At 49.1% G+C, this 26192-nt stretch carries 19 protein-coding genes; 11 read left to right on the top strand and 8 right to left on the bottom strand.

Annotated features, from left to right (window positions below):
* Positions 1-36 precede the first annotated feature (36 nt).
* Together DF182_RS24205 and DF182_RS24200 are read left to right on the top strand one after the other, a co-directional pair.
* The gene (locus tag DF182_RS24205; RefSeq protein ID WP_161964244.1) at positions 37-846 is read left to right on the top strand and encodes a helix-turn-helix domain-containing protein; all 810 of its coding nucleotides are present in this window, start codon (positions 37-39) and stop codon (positions 844-846) included.
* A 90-nt stretch (positions 847-936) separates the two neighbouring features.
* Complete coding sequence (locus tag DF182_RS24200; protein WP_113618360.1) at positions 937-2193, top strand: aminopeptidase P family protein; 1257 nt, start codon at positions 937-939, stop codon at positions 2191-2193.
* Positions 2194-2255: 62 nt separating this feature from the next.
* Here DF182_RS24200 and DF182_RS24195 read toward each other — a convergent pair whose 3' ends face one another.
* The 3 genes from DF182_RS24195 to DF182_RS24185 all read right to left on the bottom strand — a co-directional run bounded on the left by DF182_RS24195 (position 2256) and on the right by DF182_RS24185 (position 7297).
* Positions 2256-4199, bottom strand: a complete 1944-nt coding sequence (locus tag DF182_RS24195) for a hypothetical protein (RefSeq protein ID WP_211327198.1) — start codon at positions 4197-4199, stop codon at positions 2256-2258.
* Between the two features lie 12 nt (positions 4200-4211).
* Complete coding sequence (locus tag DF182_RS24190) at positions 4212-6071, bottom strand: 3-keto-disaccharide hydrolase (protein ID WP_113618359.1); 1860 nt, start codon at positions 6069-6071, stop codon at positions 4212-4214.
* Between the two features lie 605 nt (positions 6072-6676).
* Entirely contained in the window at positions 6677-7297 is a 621-nt protein-coding gene (locus tag DF182_RS24185; RefSeq protein ID WP_113618358.1) for an HAD family hydrolase, read from the bottom strand.
* Between the two features lie 62 nt (positions 7298-7359).
* Between DF182_RS24185 and DF182_RS24180 the strand changes: the two genes are divergently transcribed.
* Entirely contained in the window at positions 7360-7830 is a 471-nt protein-coding gene (locus tag DF182_RS24180; protein ID WP_113618357.1) for a GNAT family N-acetyltransferase, read from the top strand.
* 73 nt (positions 7831-7903) lie between these two features.
* On the opposite strand, the gene DF182_RS24175 is transcribed toward DF182_RS24180, so the two are convergent.
* Positions 7904-8413, bottom strand: a complete 510-nt coding sequence (locus DF182_RS24175; RefSeq protein ID WP_113618356.1) for a DUF4251 domain-containing protein — start codon at positions 8411-8413, stop codon at positions 7904-7906.
* Positions 8414-8485: 72 nt separating this feature from the next.
* Here DF182_RS24175 and DF182_RS24170 point away from each other — a divergent pair, with 72 nt between their 5' ends.
* The 3 genes from DF182_RS24170 (at position 8486) to DF182_RS32475 (ending at position 11566) form a co-directional block, all read left to right on the top strand.
* Positions 8486-10246, top strand: coding sequence for an ABC transporter ATP-binding protein (locus DF182_RS24170; protein WP_113618355.1), 1761 nt, complete (start codon positions 8486-8488; stop codon positions 10244-10246).
* A gap of 86 nt (positions 10247-10332) precedes the next feature.
* Positions 10333-11169 (top strand): ankyrin repeat domain-containing protein, encoded by an 837-nt coding sequence (locus DF182_RS24165; protein WP_113618354.1) that lies wholly within the window; start codon positions 10333-10335, stop codon positions 11167-11169.
* A gap of 85 nt (positions 11170-11254) precedes the next feature.
* The gene (locus DF182_RS32475) at positions 11255-11566 is read left to right on the top strand and encodes a hypothetical protein (RefSeq protein WP_170148845.1); all 312 of its coding nucleotides are present in this window, start codon (positions 11255-11257) and stop codon (positions 11564-11566) included.
* A 70-nt stretch (positions 11567-11636) separates the two neighbouring features.
* Here the strand turns inward: DF182_RS32475 and DF182_RS24155 are convergent, their stop codons facing one another.
* Together DF182_RS24155 and DF182_RS24150 are read right to left on the bottom strand one after the other, a co-directional pair.
* Positions 11637-12398 (bottom strand): DJ-1/PfpI family protein, encoded by a 762-nt coding sequence (locus DF182_RS24155; protein WP_113618352.1) that lies wholly within the window; start codon positions 12396-12398, stop codon positions 11637-11639.
* Between the two features lie 67 nt (positions 12399-12465).
* The gene (locus DF182_RS24150) at positions 12466-13395 is read right to left on the bottom strand and encodes a GlxA family transcriptional regulator (RefSeq protein ID WP_113618351.1); all 930 of its coding nucleotides are present in this window, start codon (positions 13393-13395) and stop codon (positions 12466-12468) included.
* A gap of 45 nt (positions 13396-13440) precedes the next feature.
* Here DF182_RS24150 and DF182_RS24145 point away from each other — a divergent pair, with 45 nt between their 5' ends.
* Entirely contained in the window at positions 13441-13833 is a 393-nt protein-coding gene (locus DF182_RS24145; protein ID WP_113618350.1) for a contact-dependent growth inhibition system immunity protein, read from the top strand.
* Positions 13834-13856: 23 nt separating this feature from the next.
* On the opposite strand, the gene dinB is transcribed toward DF182_RS24145, so the two are convergent.
* Both dinB and DF182_RS24135 read right to left on the bottom strand, forming a co-directional pair.
* A complete protein-coding gene (gene dinB, locus DF182_RS24140; RefSeq protein WP_113618349.1) occupies positions 13857-14969 on the bottom strand; it encodes a DNA polymerase IV in 1113 nt (370 codons plus the stop codon).
* Between the two features lie 87 nt (positions 14970-15056).
* The gene (locus DF182_RS24135) at positions 15057-18212 is read right to left on the bottom strand and encodes a glycoside hydrolase family 2 TIM barrel-domain containing protein (protein ID WP_113618348.1); all 3156 of its coding nucleotides are present in this window, start codon (positions 18210-18212) and stop codon (positions 15057-15059) included.
* 273 nt (positions 18213-18485) lie between these two features.
* On the opposite strand from DF182_RS24135, the gene DF182_RS24130 reads away from it, so the two are divergent.
* The 4 genes from DF182_RS24130 to DF182_RS24115 all read left to right on the top strand — a co-directional run bounded on the left by DF182_RS24130 (position 18486) and on the right by DF182_RS24115 (position 26181).
* Entirely contained in the window at positions 18486-20927 is a 2442-nt protein-coding gene (locus DF182_RS24130; RefSeq protein ID WP_211327197.1) for an ABC transporter permease, read from the top strand.
* A 48-nt stretch (positions 20928-20975) separates the two neighbouring features.
* A complete protein-coding gene (locus tag DF182_RS24125) occupies positions 20976-21869 on the top strand; it encodes an AraC family transcriptional regulator (RefSeq protein ID WP_113618346.1) in 894 nt (297 codons plus the stop codon).
* 65 nt (positions 21870-21934) lie between these two features.
* Entirely contained in the window at positions 21935-24667 is a 2733-nt protein-coding gene (locus DF182_RS24120) for a DUF1553 domain-containing protein (RefSeq protein ID WP_245957527.1), read from the top strand.
* A gap of 20 nt (positions 24668-24687) precedes the next feature.
* Entirely contained in the window at positions 24688-26181 is a 1494-nt protein-coding gene (locus DF182_RS24115; RefSeq protein ID WP_113618344.1) for a DUF1501 domain-containing protein, read from the top strand.
* Positions 26182-26192 lie beyond the last annotated feature (11 nt).

Raw genomic sequence — 26192 nt, 5'->3', positions numbered from 1 at the left:
AATCATGCTCTTAATATCCGTAAATTAGCCCCTGCAATGCAGGCAATCGAATTCATAGATCAGCAATATTTCTCCGGCCAGTACCGGTATATCAGCCCTTCGGCCGACCTGGCCCCTCATGTGGTATACTACTGGCTGCTGGACCTGCGCAAGCCTGTCCCCGACAATGAAGAGTTCCGGGAACTGCTCATGGCCAATATGAATTCATCGCTGGTGTTAAATATGGGCGCCCCTTTTGAAATATGTAATGCAGAAGGACAACTGCTCCATAGTTGCCGCGGCAGTGAGTTAATAGGATACCAAACAACGCCTGTATCCTACCGGCATCATCCCAACAATTTCCTGGCAGGTATCAAATTCAAACCGGCATCTCTCAATTACCTCTTCCATGTGAAAGGCGCAGACATGCACCGCCAGACACTTTCAGCCCATGATGTCATGTCGCAGGTACCAGCACTGGAATCTGCCGTATACGACGCCACCAACCTGGATACGATCAAGTCACTGCTTGAAAACTTCCTGCGCCGATATGCCGCCCAGGCCACAGACAATCACCGCTTTGCCTGCATACTACAATCGCTCAACGGCCCGGCCCTGCAGCAATCCGGCTTTCAACTGAAAAAACTGGCAGGCCTGCTATACGTATCTCCCCGCACCCTTGAACGGTATTTCAGCGAAGCCTTAAACATCAGTCCCAAAAAATGCCTGTCCATTCTGCGGTTCCGGCAGGCGGCAGAACAATACACCCGCCTCGGCTATAAAGCAGACTGGGAAGAACTGGGCTATCACGACTTCTCCCATTTCCGCAAAGAATGGCATAAATGGTCTGTCTCCCTTTCTGAATAAACCGTTTAACTCTTCCTCAAACTGTCGCTTTTTTACACCAGTAATTACCCGCCCTCCTGCTATGTTTGTGAAAATCAAACAAAGTAAGTTATGTTTTCCGCGCACCGTCAAAAGCTTTCCCGGCAATTGCCTGCCGGCGCTGCCGCTCTCCTTACCGCCAACGATATTTTACCCACCAACGCAGATGGTGTGATGCCCTACTTCCCAAATGTGAACCTGTACTATCTTACAGGCATCGCAGAAGAAGATGCCATGCTGGTGCTCTGTCCCTCTCATCCCGACCCTGCCCTGCGGGAAGTACTGTTCATCAAAAGAGTAGACCAGCTCTTTATCAAATGGGTGGGCAGAAGAGTTGATAAATCCGCAGCGTCTGAGATATCCGGAATCAGTACTGTGTTTTATACCGATGAGTTCTGGACCATCATGAAAAAAATACTGCCGCTGTGTAGTAGCATCTACCTGCATACCAACGAACATGCCCGTTCTGAAAATGAAACACAGACCCGGGAAGACCGCCTGCTGCTGACCTGCAAACAACTTTATCCACTTCATCGTTATGAACGGCTCTACCCTATCCTGGCCCGTCAGCGCAATGCCAAAACACCCGAAGAAATTGCATTGCTCAGAAAAGCCTGTGATATCACAGAAAAAGGTTTCCGCCGTGTGCTGCAATACATGCAACCCGGCAAAAGCGGTCATCAGGTAGCTGCAGAAATGATTCATGAATACATGCAGCATAATACTACCTGGGCCTACGAACCTATCGTGGCTTACGGAGATGATACCTGCATCCTGCACTACCGCGCCAACAAATCTACCGGCAAAAGCGGCGACCTCGTACTCATCGACGCTGCTGCCCACTATGAGTACTACAATGCTGACAATACCAGGACCATCCCTGTCAACGGCCGTTATACCCCGCGCCAAAAAGAATTCTACAATGCTGTATTACGCGTCCACAAACAATTGCGGCAACACGTACGCGCCGGCATCCTCATAAAAGATCTCTGGAAAGCCTCCAACAGCCTGCTCATCGGAGAACTGGTAGGGCTCGGACTCTGCACTACTGCAGACATTAAGGCCAACGGAGAAGCTTATTACCTGAGCAAATACTGCTATCACAACGTATCCCATTTCCTGGGACTGGACGTACACGACACCGGCTATTATGATGAGCCCATGCCAGCAGGAGCCGTTATCACCAACGAACCAGGGATATATAGCGAAGCAGAAGGTATAGGTGTGAGAATTGAAAACAATCTGCTGGTAACCGAAAACGGTTATGAAGATCTGATGGAAAATATTCCGAGGGAAGCAGAAGAGATTGAAGAACTGATGAACAGATAACCATGCTCTAGAAAAACCAATGGCTCCTGATATACCGGGAGCCATTGATTTTTTGGTTATTGTTATTTCAGTGAGTTGATCCACTGTGCTATTTTCATTGCATCGGCCTGTGGCACCTGCGGGAAAGGCGGCATAGGCGTAGCATAACCCGGCCAGTTTTCTGGCTTCGGATTTTTGATCAATGCCATGATCTTCGCTACTGTATAGTTTCTTTTGGCAACTTCCTTAAAGCCAGGACCTACCTGCTTTTTATCCGGATTATGACAGGAAGAACAGGTGTGTTTGTTGAGCAGTGGCTGTATCTGCGCATAGGTAGGCGCTTTGGCCGGTTCTGCTTTAGCAGCCTCCGTTTTGCCGGCAGCTGCTTTCGTTTCAGCTGCTACTGCTTTGGCACTGCTTCTGGTGCTCAGCTCCGACGCCGGCAGTGACGCGCCTTCCGGAATATTATTCAGTGTATAATATACGTCAGGATGTACCAGTGAATAAGATCCTTCCTGAGAACGGATGCCGGTCAATGCCAGTTTGTGAATATAATAGCGGCGCATACCGTTGATAACGACACGTACAGTCATACCATCAGCAGATACTTTCACACCTTTTACTGTCAGATTTTCTGTGTTAACAGTAGGGCTGCCGTATACGGGATGATACTTGTAGGTAAAGCTCTCCACATGATAAGCTGCTAAGTCCTCTGCGTATTTTTTATCAACCGGCTGAGTGAAGGTAATTTCAAAACCATCCGGGCGGGCGCTGACTGTTCTCATTTCAAAAGGCACGCGGTTGTTCCATACGAGCCGTTGCAGCCCCTGATTGGCATCACCCGCAGAACCCCAGCCACGGTTGGTTTCACCTACAAAGAGGGAGCCATCTTTAGCCCAGGCCAGACGCAGTACACCTGACTGAAAACCACTTCTGAAGTCCCATGCAGCCCCCTGATATTCGCCGTTTACTTTTTCCAGGAACACGCGCATAATTTTACTCTGCCCCTGATCCCCTACCAGCACCTGTTTGGCAAAAGGTCCGAATACACCTTCGGGTATAGTCACTACTTGTGAGTTGGAGACACCCAGCACACCATGCGGCAGCCATACGGCCGGCAGCTGTACTTCCGGGAAGTATTGTTTCATATCAAAGAGCGTCACGAACTTTTCATTCTCTACGTTCTCCGGTTTGATGGCGCGACCATTGGCATCTCTGCGGTAACGCGGATCTACTTTGCTATACAGCTGTTCGGTGGTGAGTTTTACCGGAGAGTTGGGCAGGTTGGTCCAGCGCAGTCCGGCAGGATGTCCTACGAAGCTCCCTTTTTTCACGTGTACCAGTGCACCGGAGCCCATCCAGTCGCCCTGGTTTTCGGTATAAAACAATTCGCCGTCGATGATGCCCAGCCCGCAGGGAGAGCGGAATCCGGTAGCCCAGGGCTCCATCTTACCGTCTTCACTGATATGCATCATCCATCCACGCCAGGGTACCCGGCTTTCACCACGCCACCATTCTTCATTGCCGAAGGCCACATTGCCCGACACGAAAAAAGAGCCGTCGGGTGCTACTACAGGGCCGAAGCTGTACTCGTGATAGTGGCCGGATAACGGCCATGCATATACGGTTTCAAAACGATCTATTTTACCGTCCATATCGGTATCAGTGAGTTTGGTAAGCTCACCGCGCTGGGCGCAGTACAGGGATCCGTCTTTCCATACAAGGCCCAGCACCTCGTGCAGGCCGGAGGCCACTTTACGGAAATAAGGCTGCCGGCTGGTGGGATTTTCCACGATGAAGATGTCACCACGGCGGGTAGCGATGCCCAGGTCGCCATTGGGCAACGTACACAGGCCGCCTACTTCCAGCAGGGTACCTTCCGGCGAACTGATACGGGCTATACGGAAGAAGTCTTCCTCTTTGGGCGACTCCTGTGCCTGTATGGGTTGAATAGCAGTAGTCATCATCAACATACCGGCTGCTATCCCGGCAGTCAATCTTTTATAGTTCATTTTCATAATTCTCATGCATATTTCTGCTTAGAAGATAATGGCGTATCCTATGGCTGTTTTTACGGGCACGATCAGTTCCATTTTTCCCTGCTGGTTGCGGATAACGGGTTTAGCGCCGCTGTTGTCCACTCTGATATACCAGGCTTTGTCCCCTATCATGTAGGTACCATCGGGTAGTTGTGTGATACTATCGGCCACGGCTAAACGGGCGTAGAGATTTTCCGGGGTGCCAGCCACCTGAAGGCTACGGTGTACGCCGGTATTCTGTGGCAGTATCCGCAGGGTGTCGCTGACTGTGCTTCCGTATATCTCGAACCGGAATGAAGGCAGGCCCTGTGGATCGAGAGAATAACCTTTAGGACGATAACCAGCGCCGGTGGTATCAGCAGGCCACTGCGCATCTGCTGATGACAGTTGCGCCAGTGCCATAGCCGGTTGTTGGTCCAGTATCCGCACCATGCCCATCGGGCGGGAAGAGCCGTCACCACGGTCATGCCACATGGGTGTGGTATTCAGGAATTCACCGCGCCATACCTGTACCGGTACGGCATGGTCCATATCGTAGGTGTAATGTAGTTTGGCCGGACTACCTACAGAAACAGCGTGTACTACGCGCTGACCACCTTTCAGGTCCATGAAGCTGCGCAGGATGGTATTTTCGGATGCTGTCACCAGGATAGGGTCGGTAGGATCGTCTGCGGGAACATTGGCATCGCTGAGCACCGATTCACGAAGGGTGGCCGATTGTACAGACAGGGAAAGGGACGCTTTGGCCCAGTCTACCTGCTTGCTGTACAGCACTTCCACCGGATAACTGCCGGCAGCCAGTTCCACGCTGCCTTTGGCGTCTTTGTTGCGGCCTGCGTTGAATACCTGGTCTTTGATTTTCAGCTGTCCGCCGCCACCGGAGGTATGCAGCGTAAAATCATATTTACCGGCGGCTTTCGCCACCAATGTACTGTTATAACGCACCAGGAACTGATTGTCGGGCAAACCGGCCAGGTTGGAGGTGAGTTGTGCAGCCTGTCCGGAAGCCAGTGGCTTTAACGTGTTAAAGTCCGGCTGTTGCTGGAAGACGCCTTTATAGATAGCATAGTTTACGTCTTTCAGTTCAGGACGTGGTGTATTAAACTGCTGTATACGGATATTACGGAAAGCAATGGTGCCGTGGTCTCCCTGGATACGCAGCGGACCTTCAGCCACTTCATTGTTTCCGATAGCGCCGCGGGTAGGTCCTGACAGGGATATGTTTTCCTGTATGGTTACGCCATTGAGTTCTATTTTGAGGATGACCGCGTTGGCTGTTTTGTTGCCGGCGGCATCAAAGCGGGGGGCCTGGAAGGAGATTTTCATATGCTGCCACAGGCCGGGTGCGAGGCTGGCATTCTGCCGGGGAGCGTGTCCATCGTATCCCTGCTGACCTTCGGGTTTGTTGTTGTCCCAGCGTTCGTAGATACCGCCGTTGTCGGAGGCGCGGGGGTTAGGGTTACCCCAGCTGTCGAGGAGCTGTATTTCGTATCTGCCCTGCAGGTAGATGCCGGAGTTGGAGCCTGCAGACATCAGGTAGTCCAGTTCCAGGTCCATATCACCATGTTGCCAGGTTGTAAAGAGGTCCTGTCCATGTTTGCCCTTATCGGGTAGGTTAACCAGGATACCTGTACCAGTGGTGGATACCAGGGTATTCTCCTTTTGCAGGTCTGCATTCACGTCGCCGGCTATACGCCAGGAGGGCGCCGGTTGTTTAAATGCCGACAGGTCTGTTAAGGGAATTGTGTTCTGGGCGGCCAGCTGCTGGTAGCAGCCGATACCCAGCATGAAGACCAAAGCCTTGCCGGGACTTACTCCCAGCCGTTTTAACTTTGGGCAGAACTCATACCTTCTGAGCATAGATCTGTTTTTGTTTTTGAGTTTTTGCCAAATGCATTTAGCATCGCATCCAACGTAAATAAATAGTGACTATTGATTGAATTTGTCTGGAATTGAAGGGCAGGCTTCAGATCTTCAAAGTATATTTCGTGGAATTATACACAGTACGCACTCATGCCACGTCTGTTTATACAGACTGTAGTCATGACAACAACTCTTTTAGCATCCCTGGTCTGCCAAAATAGAAATTTATTATTACAAAATCGTTATAGCAGATTAAAAATTACATCAGCGGTAAAATAGCGATTAATATATACAAAAGAAAAAATCCCGGTCGTCTGAGACAATCGGGATGGTCAAACTATTTTTTTGCACAATTTTTAATAAACCCTGGCGGTCATCTTATTTAAGATCTCGCCGGGTATCCGCCGGTGCAGGTTACTTTGATCGGATTCCTCAAGGCCATCTTATTTAACATCCCACCATACGCGGGTAGGCGTATTATGCTTAGCGCCCACCTTGCTGAAGTTCCCGGAGTTATTGACCGCTTCTGTAACGGAGCTGTTTGTTCTGTTACCCATCGTAGATATCAGCTGGCGTAAGAAATTGCCAATGGTCTGAATGAATCAGGGTTTCAGGCCAAACTTCTCCAATGCAGCCACCGTGGTATCGTAGCTGGTATGACATATACCGTTGATGCCTACACTATTTGCCACATCCACAAACATGGACCGGTCTTCCAGATAGGCGACTTCTCCCGGAGATACCTGAGCGATGTCGAGTGCGATCCGGTAAATATCCGCATCCGGCTTACGATAGTGCACAAAGCAGGAGGATACAAAAAAGTCAACGAAAGAGGCAATGCCGAAATAATGGATACGGTGGGTGTTCAGCTCACGGCCTTCATTGTTGACGATGGCGATCTTGAGTTTGTACTTTTCTTTCAGATGTTTTACCAGCGAAATCATATCAGGATATGGGGACGACTGTGCAAACATAAAATCGCGGAACTGCTGAGGCGTAAAAGGGCGGTCTTCATAAAACACCACCCTGCTCAGGTATTCATCGAGGGTGAGTTTGCCTACTTCATAGGTGTCGAATGTAAGGTGATGCCTTTCTTCGGTTTCAGCAGCATCGAGGTTAAACGTTTGTACCGCCAGCTTGCGTGCGGCCCGGTCCCATCCGTTGGTAAGCAGTACGCCGCCAATATCCAGAAATAATGTGGTGATCGGTGATTGGTTCTCCATTGAATAAGGTAAATTTGTTCGTCTAAATATAACGTTATCCATTCGATTTAAATGTTACCCACATGATGAATTTACGCAAAGCTACCATCAGCGATATGCCCGAGCTTCGCGACCTCTACCAGCAAACTATCCGGACAGTGAACAGCCGGGATTATAATGCTCTGCAGATAGCAGCATGGTCCGGGCGCGGAGACCGGCTTTCTTCTCTGGAAAATAAAATCAATACCCAGCATTTTTTTATAGCAGAAACGCCTGATAAAGTGATCACCGGATTAGCATCACTGGAAGATGACGGAGAATTCGATATGATGTTTGTACATAAGGATTATCAACGGCAGGGCATAGCCACCTTGCTGGCCAACCATATTATCCAGACCGCGAAGGAGCTGGGGATACCTTTACTGACAGCCTATGTAAGTATAACCGCCAGATTGTTTTTTGAAAAAATCAGGTTCCGGGTGGTACAGGAACAATCGGTAAACATTGACGGGGTGGAGCTGACCAACTACCAAATGGTAAGAGCCATTCAATAAAAAAAGGGTTATCTGATTATTTGATGAATGTCAAATAACCAAATAACCGCGGACCCTATTTTTGCAAAATGTTTTACTTGTTGTTCTTCACTTCCTGCACGTACCCATTAAATGTGATCGGCTGCCGGTTGTTGCTGGTCACCTGTACGGTAGCATAACCACTGCTGGTAATAAAAATCGTCATATTCTGGATATCCTGGTCTTTGGGTTTGATACTCACATCCCATCCGTCTTTTTTGCCGGGGGTAGTAGTGTATTGAAAATCCTTTGATTTAAAATCCAGGGGCGATTTGGTAGCACCATAGGGAGCTGAATACGCCCGGCCAAAATAAGGCAGGTAACTGACAATGGAATCGGGCGTAACAGTGAGGTTAAAATCAGGGGTGATCTGCCGTACACGTCCACTCATGGGAGTAGCGCTCTGAGCAACGAAAACATAGGTTTTATTATCCACCATTGCTTTAACAGCTTCTGCTTTGGCGGCTTTTTTCTGAGCCTTGGTATCCTGGGCATAGATGTTGGTGAAAGTAATGAGGGATAATAAAGAGCAGAACAGCATTTTAAACGCGGATAAACTTTTCATAACAAACGGTTTTTTACGCCTGATTCTGTACGAATATCGTACCAGATAAGGCACTTCTAAATTTTAAAGGCCATGCCTAACCCTTACGTTTCATTATTAAAAACTGCCTGGAAATACGCGCGCAAAGAGCGTAAACGATTCCTGCTGATATATACTCTTTTTATTCTGGCGAATGTCTGTTTTTCCCTGAACCCCATACTGTTTGGGTGGTTCATTGGTACGATACAACAGGATTCAGCCAATCTGCCCCGCAACGCCATGCTGTTTGCCGGCGGTTATATGGCGCTTCACCTGCTGGAATGGGCTTTTCACGGGCCGGCCAGGGTCATGGAAAGGCAGCTGGCTTTTAAGCTGAGCCGCAACTTTCTGCAGGAACGTTATCATCAGGCCCTTCACCTGCCGGTGAAGTGGCATCAGGATAACCACAGCGGTACCGTGATCAACCGTATCCGTAAAGCCTATGAGGCGCTGAAGGAATTTTTCTCCCATGGTTTTATGTACCTGCATGCCTTGTCCAAGCTCATATTTTCGCTGGTGGCGATGGTGTATTTTTCACCACTGTATGGCGCTATCGGTGTAGCAATGGGCATTATATGTGTGTTTGCCATGATCCGTTTTGACAAGCCTTATATTGAAACGCTGGAAGCTGTCAATGAAGGCGAGCATGCTGTTTCAGCCAACCTGTTTGACAGCCTGTCCAATATCATGACGGTAATCACCCTGCGTTTGGAGAAAAGCATGGAAAACGGACTGTTAGGGAAAGTGGCCGCCATCTGGCCTCCCTTCCGGAAAAATGCCTATATCAACGAATGGAAGTGGTTTGTAGCAGAAATGCTGATTGCACTCATCTACTGCGTGATTGCCCTCGGGTATATATTCCAGCACTGGGTGCCTGGAGAAGTTTTCCTGGTGACCAATCTGGTTATCCTGCTGGGATATGTGAACCAATTCACCAGTGTATTCTCCGACGTAGCCTGGCAGTATACTGATATCGTGCAGTATAACACAGCCGTGGAAACGGCCAGCAATATCAGCGACTCCTACAAGGAACACCATCGTCCGGATACCGCCCCTACCCTGCCTGACAACTGGGAAACCGTTGACATACGGGAGCTGAACTTCTCTCACCGGGCCACCTACCTGGAAAGTCACGCACCACAGAGTCTTCACCAGTTGGAGGTACAGATAGGGAGAGGTAAAAAAATAGCGCTCATCGGTGAGAGTGGCAGCGGCAAAAGCACACTGCTGGCAATTCTCAGAGGACTGTATGAACCGGAGGAAGACACCGTCGTACGCGTCAACGGAGAGCCGTACCCGTTAGCCACCATCTATGAATCGGTGACCCTGTTCCCACAGGAGCCGGAGATCTTCGAAAACACCATCGCCTACAACGTTACACTGGGCCTGCCTTTCAGCAAGGAAGAGATCATGGACGTATGTGAAAGTGCTCACTTCTCTGAAGTGATAGCCTTACTGCCAGAAGGTCTGGATTCAGACATACGGGAAAAAGGCGTCAACTTATCGGGTGGACAGAAACAACGGCTTGCCCTTGCCAGGGGTATCCTTGCCGCCAGGGACAGTGAGATCATTTTGCTGGATGAACCTACCAGTAGCGTAGATCCTAAAACGGAGGCAATGATTTACAGTAAGATGTTTAAAACCTTCTCCGACAAAGCGATCGTGTCGGCTATGCACCGCCTGCACCTGCTGCCGCAGTTTGATTATATCTATGTGTTGCAACAGGGCCGTGTGGTAGCAGCCGGCGATTTCAAATATCTCCGGGAGCATAGCCCTATATTTCAGGAGCTATGGAAACATCAGGAAAACAAATAATTTTTTTAACTAATATTTATTATCATTGCAGCCGCTTTTTCATCCTATGGGTTCTCTCCCGCTTATCTATCACCCTATGAAAACATATGCAGAAAATTTCTCTGTACGACTTAAAGCGCAAACTGAGAACAAGCCAGGACCCGGACGAAGTGCTCGCTCTGGTGAGACATCATCTGAAAGACTTTAACCGGCGGGAGCTATCAGAACTCTTATGTGAGCTGCTGGAGTACCAGGAGATTTTTTTTGAAGCGGCTGAATTACTGATTGAAGATGGCGGTGCCGACATCCGTTATATGAAGGAAGATGTGATCCCTATCATTTTCTGTGCGGTAGGGGCCAACAAACCACAGGCCGTAGAATATGCCCTGAAGAAGGGTGCTACGCTGAGCATTGATAGTCCTGATTATCTGTATGCTATTGCCTACATCTTCCAGCATCACCGGCTTGCGGCCATCACCGATATGCTGCTGATCCTGATAAGACACAATATCCACTTCGATTTTATGCTGGACAGCCTCGATACCCCCCTGTTGCTTGCCACCCGGTATAATAGCAACAGGGAGGTGGTCGAGTTTCTGCTGGCAGAAGATGTACGCAAATACCATTATGATGAGCACGGACTGACAGCTGTACATTATGCCCCCTTCGCCAAAGCTCCCAACCTCTATAAAATCATGATCACCTGTATGGCAGACATACAGGTGAAATCAAAATTTACCACCAGCCTGGAACCGGTAGCGGAATGTGTTATCCGGGTAAGTGAACACATTACGTTCGAAGAATTCATTTATGAAGCACTGAATGCGTTTCTGGTCAACCGCCACCGCATGTACGATGATATCTTTGAGAAATATTATTACCGGTTGCATATGATCGCTGAACACATTTCCCAGATCCGCACCAAATACGGAGAAGCCGGCTGACGCCTGTTGATTAAAAGATTTACTTATTCGAAAAAAATAGTATTTTGGTATAATACCATTTCCCAAAAACCAAAACACAACCCAAATGCTTACACTGTTGATTGTCTTCGCTGCATCGTTTTTTGTAGCCCATGTATTGCTGTTGTTCACCTCCTTTGGAAAAAAGGGTTTCCTGAAAACCAGGTATCTGTGGTCCCATATTACCTTATGGATCACGGGTCTGCTGGCCTGTATCATCACCCTTCTTTTTGCGGGCAAATCTGTATCTGGTGTGATCGATGTATTTGACACGCCAATGAAGTCTGCGCTATTGATCGTATTGTCACTGGTGTTGTCGCTGGTGGCGCATACCGTTGTAAGAACGATGGTATTGCCGAAATATAACCGGGCTGTCTGAGACAAATCATTTCAAAAACAAGGGTGTATCTGTTGCCAGATACACCCTTGTTTTTTATACCCGTATTTTTTTATTTGTTGGCCGTGATCATACCCTGATTAGGCACATACTTATCGTATTCCATCTCCCGTGCAATACGTTGGGCTTCTTCTTCCCCTTTCAGTTTACCAACAAGATGCAGGGCACCGTCGATACCGGCGGATATGCCGGCAGTAGTGATGATGCGGCCATTATCTACAAAACGTACGTTTTCCACCACTTTGGTTTGAGGCAGGCGTTCACGCAGGTGGTTGATGCTCTGGTGAAAGGTGGTGGCTGTCTGGTGGTTGAGCAGACCGGCATTACCCAGGATAAAGGCGCCGGTACAAACGGAGAAGTAGCTGGCAGTAGCTTTATCGCGGGCTTTGATCCAGGCGATCACCTCCGGGTCATCTGCAGCCACGCCGGCATTACCACCGAATACAGCCAGGATATCAGCAGGCGGGGCATCCGCCAGGCTGTAGTCGGGGGTTATTTTTAACACACCCTGTGATATCAGCTTTTTCTTTTTGGAGACGGTAAATATTTCAAAGCCGGCATAGGAAAATACTTCCATCGGCCCGGCGAAGTCGAGCACTTCCACGCCGTCCTGCAGGTAAAAACAAACTTTCAAACGTTTTTGATCGATGGTGTCTTTTTTCATCAGTACCATACCACAATGCGGACATTTACCTTGTTTATGATATACAATAGTATCACAGGGACCACAGGGAGGGCAAACGTATTTTAATGTTCCCGATTGGGCAAAAAGCAGGCACGGTGCCAGCAACAACAATAACAGCAACTGTTTCATGACATAAAAATTTATGTTGCAAAGCTAGCGGAGGCGGCAGGCAAAATCGGGACAAGGAAGCTACAGATCAGGACAGTCTGAGGCTTGTATCTTTTTTGATCAGCTGGCGCAGCTGGTTAGGACTTTTAAAACCACATTCCCGGGCTACCCAGGCCACCTTATGTTCTGATTTAAGCAGCAGCAGGGCTTTTTCCCTGCGGAGTTTCTGGATATAATCTCCGATAGTGGTACCGGTGGCGGTTTTGAACAGTCTGGTGAGGTTGCGGGGACTGATAAACACCTGATCGGCCAGTTCGCTGAGGGTGAGTTTCTGATGCAGATGGGCGCCGATATAATCCTGTACCTGATGAATTTGATGATTAATATGCTGTCTGTTTTGCAGGAAGATGCTATCTTGCGGTGAAGAACCATCGCGTCGCATGGGTACTACCAGTACTTTGGCGAGGAGGCTCGCAAAGGCGATACCATGCCTTTCTTCTATGAGAGAGAGCGCCATATCGATACCGGTAGCGATGCCGGCGCTGGTATAAATCCGGCCGCTTTTTACAAATAATCTGTTTTCCACTACCTTCAGGCGCGGAAATTGCTGTTGTAAGAAGGTCGTCTGCGCCCAGTGTGTGGTACAGTGCTGACCATCCAGCAGGCCTGCAGCGGCCAATGCGAATGCTGCAGTGCAAACAGAGCAGACGGTGGCGCCAGTGGCAGCCGCAGCCTGCAGCCAGGGTATCCACAAAGCATCATCGGCACGGTCCCATCTTCTCAGGTCCATGCCCGCTATAATCAGGATATCGTCCGGCATTACTGTCACGGAATCAAGCGGATCTACAGCGGCAAAACCAAGCCCCGAGGATGTTCCCGGGTGATTGTAGGGAGATACGTACTTCAACTCATAAGGTTGGCCACAACAAATGGCTTCTACAAAAACGGTCACAGCCCCTGCCAGATCCAGCAGGTGTACCCCATCAAAAAGAAAAAAAATTACGCGATTGGGTATCATCTGACTAAATTAGTATATTATTGACAAAAAGTTACGAGAGGTCATATGAACAGGAAAGACGTCTGGAGATACAAATCTCTGGAACAATTAGAAAACAAACGTTGGGAACCCGCTACAGAAAACGATTCAGTATTAGTTAAAAGATGCATTGCCCTCAGCAAAGTACCCGTTATCAAATTAACTGCCAGCGATCTACGGGTATTGATAGGCCAATCCTTTAACCCAACCTATCTGGTGCCACTGGCCATCGAAAAACTTAAAGATGACCTGTTGGTAGAAGCTGATCTGTACCCCGGCGATCTGCTGAAAAATGTACTGGATGTTCCCGCTCCTTTCTGGGAAGAGCATCAGGAACTGCACGATGACATGAAAAAAATGATCAGGTCCCGTGCTGTCGAAGTAGCGACAGAGATTGATTTACCCGGTTACTGGCAATAAGCCATTAGTTCAACAGGTAAAGATCATCCCTCAAAATCGAAAAGTGATAACTGTGGATTAACAGGCTTATCCGAAACAGGACCCGCTTCTCCGAAATTAGACAACGTTATACCCAACAAACGTATCTTCTTATCTTCTGGCCTGGTAGCTGCCAACAATTGTTTGGCCGTGTGGAGTATTGTGTCCATATCTCCTACCGGAAAAGGAAATGATTGATTACGGGTTATCTGCTTAAAATCGCTGTACTTGATCTTCAGGGTAATAGTACGTCCTTTCAGGCCGTAGCGTTCCAGCCTGTTGTAAACAGTCTGCGCGATTTTCTCCAACTCAGCATGCAGGTCTTCCTCCGCCGTCAGGTCTACGGGGAAGGTATCTTCTGCGCCCAGGGATTTGGTTTCGCGGTGTGGCTGCACCGCACGGTCATCTATGCCCCGTACAATACGGTAGTAGAAAGTACCTACTTTGCCGAAATACTGCTTCAGCTCCTGCTCCGACAGCCTCTTGAGATCACCGCCGGTAAACAGCCCCATCTTCTTCATCTTGTCGGCCGTCACCTTACCTACACCATGGAACTTCTCCACTGGCAGCTGTTCCATAAAACTTTCAATTGAAGAAGGACCAATAAACGTAAACCCATCCGGCTTGTTGAGATCGGAAGCTATCTTGGCCACAAACTTATTAACAGACACCCCTGCAGAAGCGGTCAGCTGCAACTCCTCACGGATAGCCATTTTGATCTGCCTCGCAATCTCTATGGCAGAACCAATATTCAGTTTATCAACTGTAACATCCAGGTAAGCTTCATCCAGCGAAAGTGGTTCAATAAGATCGGTATAACGCGCAAATATCTCCCGGATACGACGGGACACTTCTTTGTAAGCATCAAAACGGGGACGTACAAAAATAATTTGGGGACATAGCTGTAAAGCACGCCTGGACGACATCGCAGAACGGACACCGAATTTCCGCGCCTCATAACTGGCTGTAGCCACCACTCCCCTCCCTTCCGGCGAACCACCTACCGCAATGGCTTTACCACGATACTGCGGATGATCACGCTGCTCCACAGATGCATAAAACGCATCCATATCGATGTGAATAATCTTCCGTTGGGCACTATTTTCTGTCTGTTCCATGATATTGTCCTGCAGGACTGTAAAGATACTACAAAACAGGCTGCTGAAATGGATTCAGCAGCCTGTTCGTTATAGATGATATCTTTATTACATCACCGGTTTTATCCAGTAACTGTACTCATGGTTCTTAAACGGTATCCGGTATTCTTCCAGTGGCATAGCGCCCCAGCTGTCGATACCCTGAAGGCCCGACTGCTGCAAATCTATATGCATATATATTTCAGGACGTGTTACCAGCTCACCGGAGTGATATTGTTTTTTATCGGCTTCCGGATCGAGATCATCCAGGCTGTAAGGCAGCGCTGAGAAATTAAGCAGACTGTCTGCATATTCAAAGCGTATACCATTTCCTTTTTTGTTAGTCATGCTAACCCAACGTACATCGGCCTTATTACCGCTTTCCTGCGGACGGGCGTAAGGGAAATACTGCTGATCAACTGACTGCTGATAGATGCCTACAAAAGAAGCTGTTTTTCTGTCCCAGTAATTTTCCCATGGACCGCGGCCATAATACGAAATCTGGTCAAACTGTTTCTTCAGCTGCAAGTCATTACCGATGCGGGGAATCAGCGTATAGTTTCCTTTTACAGCAGTAAATGCATTAGACACTTTCATACTGCCGTCACCGTGAATGGTAATGGTTTGTGTGGCTACGGCATCTCCTTCCACTATTTCTTTCTTCAACAAAACTTCATAACCATCAGCGGTCTTATTCACTTTTGCTTCGAGCACTTTTCCCGCAGCATAGGCGTTGCGCCATTTGCGCAGGGAGTGATTAAATCCTGCACCGATATCATTGTCAGTAGGAGCACGCCAGAAAGCTGGCTGCAAACCGCCTTCCAGGACCTGTTCTCCTTTCAGCTCATATTTTTCGAGCATGCCCTGTTGCAGATTAAAGGTAACGGCGAAGCCAGCACCTTTAATGGTAGCGCGACCGCCATCCTGTTGCAAAGTCAGCTGAGCAGGTTTTACCACAGCAGGTGCCAGCGCCTGACCTTTACCCCAGGCAAACTGCTCTGATGCTATTTCAAAACCTGCAGGCAGGAAAGGCTCCTGCTGTTTCAACACATACCGTACATTGAGGAAATACTCCTTACCTGCACGGATACTGCTTTTTACCGGCAAGGTAATATCAGCTGACTGCTGCGCTGCTACTGTCAGGTCTTTAACAGCACCTTTTTCTATCACCTTTCCATCTTCCAGCAGTTCCCAGTTGAGCTGGTCATTAGCCAGATCACGGAAGAAATAACCATTGGTGACAGTCACCACGTTATTGCCTTTGTAGCGGCTTTTGATATGCTGATATACTTTCTTTATTTCCACTGCCATAGGCGTCAGGCCGCGATGTGCTGTCACCACGCCTTTCACGCAGAAGTTGTTGTCGCTGAAAGCCTCGTTAACCGGCCCGCTCAGCGGAAAGTCGCCACCATAGGCGAGGATACGTTTACCGTTTTTCACCGTATCGATACCCTGGTCTATCCATTCCCAGATAAAACCACCCTGGAGGTAAGGATTGTTTTCAATAGCAGTCCAGTATTCCTGGAAGTTACCCAGACTATTACCCATGATATGCGCATATTCACTCATGATCATCGGACGGTCGGGGTTACTTTTGGAATATTTCACCAGCCATTCCGGATCGGGATATTGTGGAACGATCATGTCTGTATTATAGTCCCATTCTGCACGTTCGTATTGTACGGGGCGGCTGTCTTGTGTTTTGAGCCAGTCGTATGCTTCGTAGAAATTGGTACCGTTGCCGGCTTCGTTGCCCAGCGACCAGGTGACTACAGCAGCATGGTTTTTATCACGTTCGTACATGCGCTTCACTCTTTCCAGATGAGGTACACGCCATTGTTTGTCGTTGGCCAGCGTATAGGCGAGATCGTAGTAGCGGCCGTGAGATTCGATATTAGCTTCATCTACCACATACAAACCATATTCATCGCAAAGCTCCATCCAATAAGGGTCTGGAGGATAGTGGGAATGACGCACCGCATTTACGTTGAGCTGTTTCATCATCTCCATATCTTTACGCATATCCTCACGGGTAAGGGTGTGACCCTGTGTGGGATTGTGTTCGTGACGGTTCACTCCTTTGAAGAAAACTCTTTTTCCATTGACGAGGAAGTTGCGGTCTTTCAGCTCAACAGAGCGGAAGCCCACCCGCTGCGGTATCACTTCCAGTACTTCGCCGGATTTATTTTTCAGGGTGAAGTACAGCGTATAGAGATAAGGTGTTTCAGCCGACCAGCTTTGTACGCCTGGTACTTCGCGGTGAAAGCTCACTGTTTTTTTATAGTTGCCCAATACCTGCTGTGGGTTGGCGGCTTCTTCCTGCAGTACGGTTTTGCCTGCAGCGTCCACCAGTTGTATTCCTACAGAAAAAGTATCCGGCTTGCTGTGGTTTGTTTTTTTATCAATGCGGTAATTGTTCACATCCAGACTTACATCCAGTACACCGTTGGTATACGATTTATCCAGTGTGGCAGCTACTTTAAAATCCCTGATATCCAGTCTGGGGGTGGAATAGAGATATACCTCTCTCTCAATCCCGGAGATACGCCACATATCCTGACATTCCAGGTAAGAGCCGTCACTCCATCTGTACACCTGCAGGGCTACCAGGTTCTCACCTGGTTTTACAAAACGGGTGATATCAAATTCAGCGGCCAGTTTGCTGTCTTCGCTATAGCCCACCTTTTCACCATTGATCCAGATGAAGAAGGCCGATTTCACCGCACCCAGATGAATAAACACCTGACGGCCGTCCCAGTCTTTCGGTAAAGTAAATTTCTTTCTGTAAGAGCCTACCGGGTTGTTGTCTTCCGGTATATCGTAGGGAGGTTTCAGTGCACCGCCCATTTTGGTGCGGCCTGTAAACTCGTATGGATGATTCACATAGATGGGCAGACCATAACCGTTCAGTTCCCAGTTGGCAGGCACTTTAAAGTTATCCCATGCGGCATCATTAAAATCTGTTTTGTAAAAGTCAGCCGGGCGTTTGCGGGGATCCTGCACCCAGTTGAACTTCCATTGCCCGTTGAGCGAAAGGAAATTGCCGGACTTCTCTTTATCACGTTGCCGGGCCAACGTAAAATTCTCAAAGGCAAAGGCTGATGCCCGCATCGGCATCCTGTTAACAGATACCACTTCCGGTGTCTGCAACTCCGAAGGCAACTGCTGCGCCCACCCTGCCGTTCCAATAACGGCAAAGGCCATGGTAAGTACACTTTTTTTCATTGTTCAGTTATAGATTTACGCAAGAACGACTACAAGTATATTAATAAGCGTATAAAATACAACAATTATTTACATGAATGGGAACTGTGATGTGTGTGATGTGTGTGATGATAATGATGGAAATGGAGGAGGACAAGGATTTATTTTTTTGACCGGAAACGGACAGATAAAGATCGAAACCGGACGAAATAAAATATTACATACTATGTATAATAATGATTTACATATATTTTAAGTGCGGCATTTTATTCGTGGGCACTTATCGCCTATTATATGATAATGATGTTAAAAACCTATATAATTATTGCCTGGCGGAATCTTGTACGTAACAAGTTATTCTCTTTTATCAATCTGGCTGGTTTGGCGATTGGTTTGTGTTGCTTTTTGCTGATCAGCATGTATGTTACCGATGAATGGAGCTTTGACAGGTATCATGAGAAAGCAGATAGGACCTATCGTATTCAAAGTGATATACGCTGGGGAGGCCAGGATATCCGGATGATCCGCACTTCCGATGTAATGGGACCTGTGTTGAAAAAAGATTATCCCCAGGTAGAAACCTATACCCGCCTTTACGCGCACGAGAACCGCAAGCTGGTAAAGAAAAATGAAGAATATATTCTGGAAGAAAAGACCGCATACGCCGACTCCACATTTTTCGATGTCTTTACCCTTCCGGCCATACAGGGAGATACCAGAACAGCGCTGGACCAGCCCCATACAGTGGTGATAACAGCGAGTACCGCACAGAAATATTTTGGCAGCACCGATGTGACAGGGAGATATCTCGACATTAAAGAAGATCAAAAAACAGTCCCTTATAAGATCACAGCTGTTATAAAAGATATTCCGTCTGCCTCCCATTTTCATTTCGATTTCCTTTTCTCCATGAAAAGCCTGAACTATGAATGGGGGCAAACAGGTAACTATAATTTTTACACTTATATCGTACTCAAGCCCGGCATCGACTACAAAACATTTCAGGGGAATATGCGGCAGTTTGTAATCAACTATCTGATCCCTGCATTGGCACCGCTGAACATTCATAGTATGGCAGAATTTGAACAGGCGGGCAACTTCACGGATTTTTACTTCATGCCACTTACCCGTATCCATCTGTATAGTGATCGTCAGGATGAATTAAGTCCGCCGGGAAATATCCAGTACGTATATGCCTTTTGTGCAGTAGCCTTGTTTATACTGCTGATTGCCTGCATCAATTTTATGAACCTGACCACTGCCCATTCTGCTGGCAGAAGTAAAGAAGTGGGTATTCGTAAAGTATTGGGTACTACCCGTAAAGAGTTGATAGGCCAGTTTCTTACGGAGTCTACCCTTATGGCGATACTGGCGTTGCTGGCAGCAATGGTACTTACTTATTGTGTACTGCCCTTGTTTAACAGTATTGCCGGAAAAACGATGGCGCTGTCTTATCTTATGTCATCCCGTATACTGCCATGGCTGCTGTTATTACCATTTGCAGTAGGAATACTGGCCGGCAGTTATCCCGCTTTTTTCCTATCGGGTTTCAGGCCGGTGGAAGTACTCAAAGGCAAATTAAGCCTGGGTGGCAAGAGCGCCGGACTACGCAGCGTATTGGTGGTGTTTCAGTTTTCTACTGCGGTGTTTCTGATTATAGGCACGCTGGTAGTATATCAGCAGCTCCGTTATATTCAAAACAGCAACCCCGGATTTAATAAGGACCAGGTGCTGGTTATCAGTGGGGCAGCGGCCCTTGGCAGTCACACCCAGGTTTTCAAAAAAGAAATGCTGTCTATACCGGAAGTAAAAAATGCGACTGTCAGTTCTTATCTGCCGGTATCCGGTTCGGACCGCAATGCCTGGAACATCTGTAAAGAAGCCGTACCCACAGCCACCAATAGTTTTAACACACAAAAATGGGAAGTAGACTATGATTATCTGGAGACGATGGGTATGCAGCTGGCTGCAGGCAGCAACTTCCGCCACGACTACGGCGCAGATTCTTCCGCGGTGATCATTAATGAAGTCACAGCCGGTATACTGGGTTATAAAGATCCGATAGGTAAAATCATCTATTGCCGCAGGAATGATGGCACTATGGATCAATACCCGATCATCGGTGTAGTGAAAAACTTCCACTACGAATCCGTGCATCAGAAAATAGGCCCGCTCTGTTTAACACTGGACAGTTACAGACCTAGCCTGGTATCCCTGAAAGTAACCGGTACTGCCGCGGAGAAAGTGATTGCCCAGGCCCGCCTGCAATGGAAAAAGATTGCACCCGGCATGCCCTTCAACTATTATTTTCTGGATGAATCATTTAACAGGATGTATAAGGCTGACCAGCAGGTACAGCAGCTGGCGATGATATTCTCTGCCTTATCCGTTATCATTGCCTGCATGGGCATCTTCGGGCTGGCTACTTTTATGGCGGCACAACGTGCACACGAAATCGGCATCCGTAAGGTGCTGGGCTCCAGCGTGACCAGCATTATACAGCTGCTCAACAGGGATTTTATCCGGCTGGTGGCCATTTCCTTTGTCATTGCCGCTCCGCCGGCCTGGTGGGCTATGAACAAATGGCTCAACAGCTTTGCCTACCGGGTACATATCAGTATATGGGTGTTTGTGGTGGCAGGTGCTGCCACGTTGTTCATCGCCCTGTGTACGGTTAGTTTCCAGTCAGTACGGGCTGCACTGGCCAATCCGTTAAAAAGCCTGAAAACCAACTAAAATAACGGATGGATTTTCTTACTTTCAAAGGAGTAAAATCCACGTTGCATGATCAGAAAAAGGGAAGGTTTTCAGGGCCAGCGCGCGATCGTCATACCCCGTAACATTCTGCTTGAAAGATGTTCCGCCGATCCGGTGATGAAAACCATGTACATCACAGACATCGGTTATTATCCCAAGGCGCAGTTCCACTACTGTAAACGGCTGAACGGAGCGCCCGAACATATATTGATCTATTGCCAGGAAGGCCGGGGCAGTATACGGCTGAAAAAAAATGAATACCCCATCAAGGCGGGTGACTGTTTTCTGATACCACGGGAATGGGCACACGCCTATCATGCCCATGATACCGATCCCTGGACGATCTACTGGGCCCATTTTGCAGGCCATACAGCTGACGCCATTGTGCATACCGCCATCCAGCAGTTAAACGGGCACCAGACTTTTCTGCCGCATGCTAACGAGCGTATTTCGTTGTTTGACAGTATCTATCAGCAGCTGGAAAGAGGTTACCGCACAGAAAACCTGCTGTATGCCAATATGAGCTTCTGGTCGTTTCTCGCGTCGTGCATCTACCCTGGCTGTTATCATCCGGGCAAATCAAAACCCGGCCAGGACACTATCGATCACGCTATCGACTATATGAACAATCACCTGGACCGTATGCTGACACTGGAACAAATGGCGCAGTCCATCAACCTGTCCATCTCCCATTTCTCCTGGCTGTTTAAACACAATACCGGTTACTCCCCTATCGAATACTTCAACCATCTGAAAGTCCAGAAAGCCTGTCAGTACCTGCATTTCACCCATCTGCGCATCAAGGAGATCGCCGCGTTGCTCGGCATAGAAGACCCTTATTATTTCTCCCGCCTCTTCACCAAAGTAATGGGATTGTCGCCCGCCCAATACCGGGAGAAAGAAACAGCCACCGTAAAATAATCCATCATATTCAGCAAATCCTCTATCCGGTTAGTGCAAGCGGACGATTACTTTTACATAGCTCAATGAAAAAACTTATGCGCTCCTTATCCACGTTCAGGGCCGCAACTGCGCTGGTGATTACCGGCAGCATACTGCTAACGGCCTGCCAGTCCCGCCAGCGCACCGACTTCAGCGCGGAAGTCAAACCTATTCTCAACAAACATTGTATCAGCTGCCATGGCGGCGTAAAACAGAATGGCGGCTTCAGCGTGCTTTTCCGGGAAGAAGCCCTTGGCAATACCAAATCCGGCAAACCCGCCATCATCCCCGGCCATCCGGAAAAGAGTGAGTTTATCCGCCGCCTTACCTGTAAAGACCCAAAAGAAAGGATGCCACAGAAAGGAGCACCACTCAGCGCAGCAGAAGTGGACATCCTCACCCGCTGGGTAAAAGAAGGTGCCCAATGGGGAGAACACTGGGCTTATGTACCCCTGAAACCATTGCCTGTGCCCGATGTAAATATCAAAAGCGGCAATGATATAGACCGGTTTATTATCGCCAGATTGCAGGCCGAAGGATTAAAACCTTCACCGCCAGCCGATCCTATGACGCTGCTGCGCCGCGTAAGCTTCGACCTTACCGGGCTGCCGCCTACACCCGCCATGGCTGCATCTTTCAGCGCAGACCACAGTCCCGCTGCCTACCAGCGGATAGTGGACTCCCTGCTGCAATCGCCCCACTATGGCGAGCGCTGGGCCGCCATGTGGCTGGACCTCGCCCGCTACTCCGATACCAAAGGCTATGAAAGAGACGCCAGCAGGAACATCTGGCGCTACCGCGACTGGGTCATTGATGCATTCAACAAAGACATGCCCTATGATCAGTTCACCACCGAACAACTGGCCGGCGACCTGCTGCCAGCGCCTACCAACGATCAGCTCATCGCTACCGCCTTCAACAGAAACACCATGACCAACGACGAAGGCGGCACCCAGGATGAAGAGTTCCGCACCGCCGCCGTCATGGACCGTATCAACACTACCATGGAAGTATGGCAGGGCGTCACCATTGGCTGCGTACAATGCCACAGCCACCCCTATGATCCCTTCCGCTTTGAAGACTACTACAAGCTACTCGCCTTCATGAACAATACCCGCGATGAAGATACCCATATGGAACATCCCAAGCTGCGCTTCTACGACAGTCTGGGTATCCACGAAGTAAACCGTATCAGCGCCTGGGTACAACAATACGGCAACAACGAACAGGTGACAGACGTGGCCCACTTCCTGAAAGTGCTGGAGCCTAAAGTACATGCACACGACTGCGATCGTTATGTGAACGGCTCTTTATACGATACCAAATATCTTGGTGTGCGGCATAACGGCAGCTGCCGGCTGCCTGCACAAACCACCGGTGGCAAAACACAGCTGCTGATGAACTACTGGACCGGCAACAAGGGAGGCACGCTGGAATGCCGGCTGGACAGCCTGCGCGGGCCTGTATACTTTACACAGGCACTGGCGCCCACCAAAGACAGACAGGTGATAACTATTCCGCTTCCCGCCACCAACGGTACCCATGATCTCTACTTCGTATTTCGTAATGCTTCTCTGAAGCCTGCCGACCCGGTATGTATGGTGGAGTGGTTTGCTTTCCGGGAAGATCTTCCCGGCAAAGGACAAAAAGGATATGATGCTGTGAATGCATCGCTGCTGGCACTTATCAACCAGCAACCACAGGATATTCCCGTGATGATAGAAAACCCGCCTTCCATGCAGCGCACCACGCATGTTTTTGAGCGGGGCAACTGGATGGTGAAAGGCAAAGCAGTAACACCGGATGTACCACATTCACTGAATCCATTTCCGGCTAATGCGCCCCGTAACCGGCTGGGGCTGGCCCGCTGGATCACTGACCCTGCCAATCCACTTACTGCGAGAGTGATGGTCAACCGGCTCTGGGAGCAGGTATTCGGTATTGGTATTGTAGAAACCGTGGAAGACTTAGGCTCCCAGGGATTCCTGCCGTCTCATCCGGAGTTGCTGGACTGGCTCTCCTACCGGTTTATGCACGATCACCACTGGAGTGTGAAAAAACTGCTGCGCGATGTTGTACTATCGGCCGCCTATCAGCAGGATGCTACCACCACACCGGCCCTGCTGGAAAAAGATCCTGCTAACCGGTTGCTGGCCAGGGGACCGCATTTCAGACTTACTGCAGAGGAAGTAAGAGATCAGGCACTGGCTGTCAGTGGTCTGTTAAACCGCAACCTGCATGGCCCCAGCGTAATGCCCTACCAGCCGGAAGGCATCTGGCAAACTGTGTGGAGCGGTGAATACTGGAAACAGGCGCAGGACGGCAACCAGTACCGTCGTGCCCTGTATGTGTTCCAGAAACGTACCAGCCCTTACCCTTCTATGATCTCTTTCGACGGTTCCAGCAGAGAAGTATGCCTGCAACGCCGCATCCGTACCAATACTCCATTGCAGGCACTGACGACACTCAACGATCCCGTATATGTGGAAACAGCCAGGGCGCTGGCACAACAGATGCTCAGCAACGGCCATGACGATGCCACTGCGTGTATCCGTTGGGGTTATCAGGCAGCTATGTGTCGTTCTTTGCCCGACAACAAACTGGCCGTGCTACATCGGCTGTATCAAAGCGCCCTGCAGCAGTACCGGCAATCGCCGGCAGCTGCCAAAGCGCTGCTGCAATACAAGGACACAACACCACAGATGGCCCAGCTGGCGGCTCTTACTGTGGTAGCCAATGCCATCATGAACCTGGATGAATTTCTGACAAAATCGTAAACACGTTAAACTGAAACTATATGTCCAGTCTACACGAAAAACTGATCCGTGAAGCCAACCAGGAGACGCTGCGTTATATTACCCGCAGGCATTTCCTGCTGAACTGTGTGACCGGCCTGGGCAGCGCGGCCCTGGGCTCTTTCCTGCTCAGCAGCTGCGGCAGCAGTGCACATCAACAGCCTGATATCAACCTCGATCCGATGGCGCCCAAAGCACCGCATTTCCCTGGCAGAGCCAAAAGCGTTATCTACCTTCATATGGCCGGCGCACCTTCGCAGCTGGAATTATTTGACTACAAACCCGAGCTGCAGAAACTACATAACCAGCTCTGTCCGCCCTCCCTGCTGGAAGGCAAACGTTTTGCCTTTATCAGAGGCGTACCCAAAATGCTGGGGCCACAGGCAGTATTTGCACAGCACGGCGAATCACGGGCATGGATATCCGATCATCTGCCACACTTTGCGACCATGGCCGATGGCGTGAGTTTCCTCAAAGCTGTGCAGACAGACCAGTTCAACCACGGCCCTGCCCAGCTGCTCATGCATACCGGCAGTGCCAGGCTGGGAAGGCCCAGCATAGGCTCCTGGGTGACTTATGGCCTGGGCACCGAAAACAGTAACCTACCTGGTTTTGTGGTGCTCACCTCCGGAGGTAAAACACCGGATGCAGGTAAAAGCGTGTGGGGCAGCGGTTTTCTTCCTTCTGTTTATCAAGGCGTACAATGCCGCACCAAAGGTGATCCTGTACTGTTTCTTACTGATCCGGAAGGCATGAGCCGCGATCTCCGCAAACAATCCATCACCGCCATCAATGATATCAACCGGCAGGAATATGAAACATTCGGTGACCCTGAAACAGTGGCCCGTATTGCACAGTACGAGCTGGCCTATAAAATGCAGATATCCGTTCCCGATGTAATGGACATCAACAAGGAACCGGATTATATACACGAAATGTACGGCACCCAGCCTGGCAAGGAATCCTTTGCCAACAACTGTTTGCTGGCACGTAAGCTGGTAGAGAAAGGCGTTCGTTTTGTGCAGCTGTACGACTGGGGCTGGGACAGCCACGGCACCGACGAAAACCTGGCTATCGACTATGGCTTCCGTAATAAATGCAGAGAGATAGACAGACCTATTACCGCACTGCTGAAAGATCTGCAGCAACGGGGTCTGCTAGACGAAACCCTGGTGGTATGGGGCGGTGAATTTGGCCGCACCCCTATGCAGGAAAACCGCGATGGTAAAGACACGCCTTTCCTGGGGCGGGACCATCACGTAGAAGCTTTTACCATGTGGATGGCCGGCGCCGGTATTAAAAAAGGATTTTCCTGGGGAGAAACCGATGAAATCGGTTATACCGCCGTTAAAGGGAAAGTCGCCATCAATGATATCCATGCCACCATCCTGCAACAGCTGGGCTTTGACCATGAAAAACTGACCTATCATTTCCAGGGCCGTCCCTTCCGGCTTACAGACGTAGGCGGAAAAGTAATCACTCCCATATTAGCCTAAAACAGCTATTC

This window comes from Chitinophaga flava, from assembly GCF_003308995.1.
GTDB lineage: Bacteria > Bacteroidota > Bacteroidia > Chitinophagales > Chitinophagaceae > Chitinophaga > Chitinophaga flava.
The sequence above is the reverse complement of the archived record's forward strand: the minus strand, read 5'-3'. Positions and strand labels throughout refer to the sequence as shown.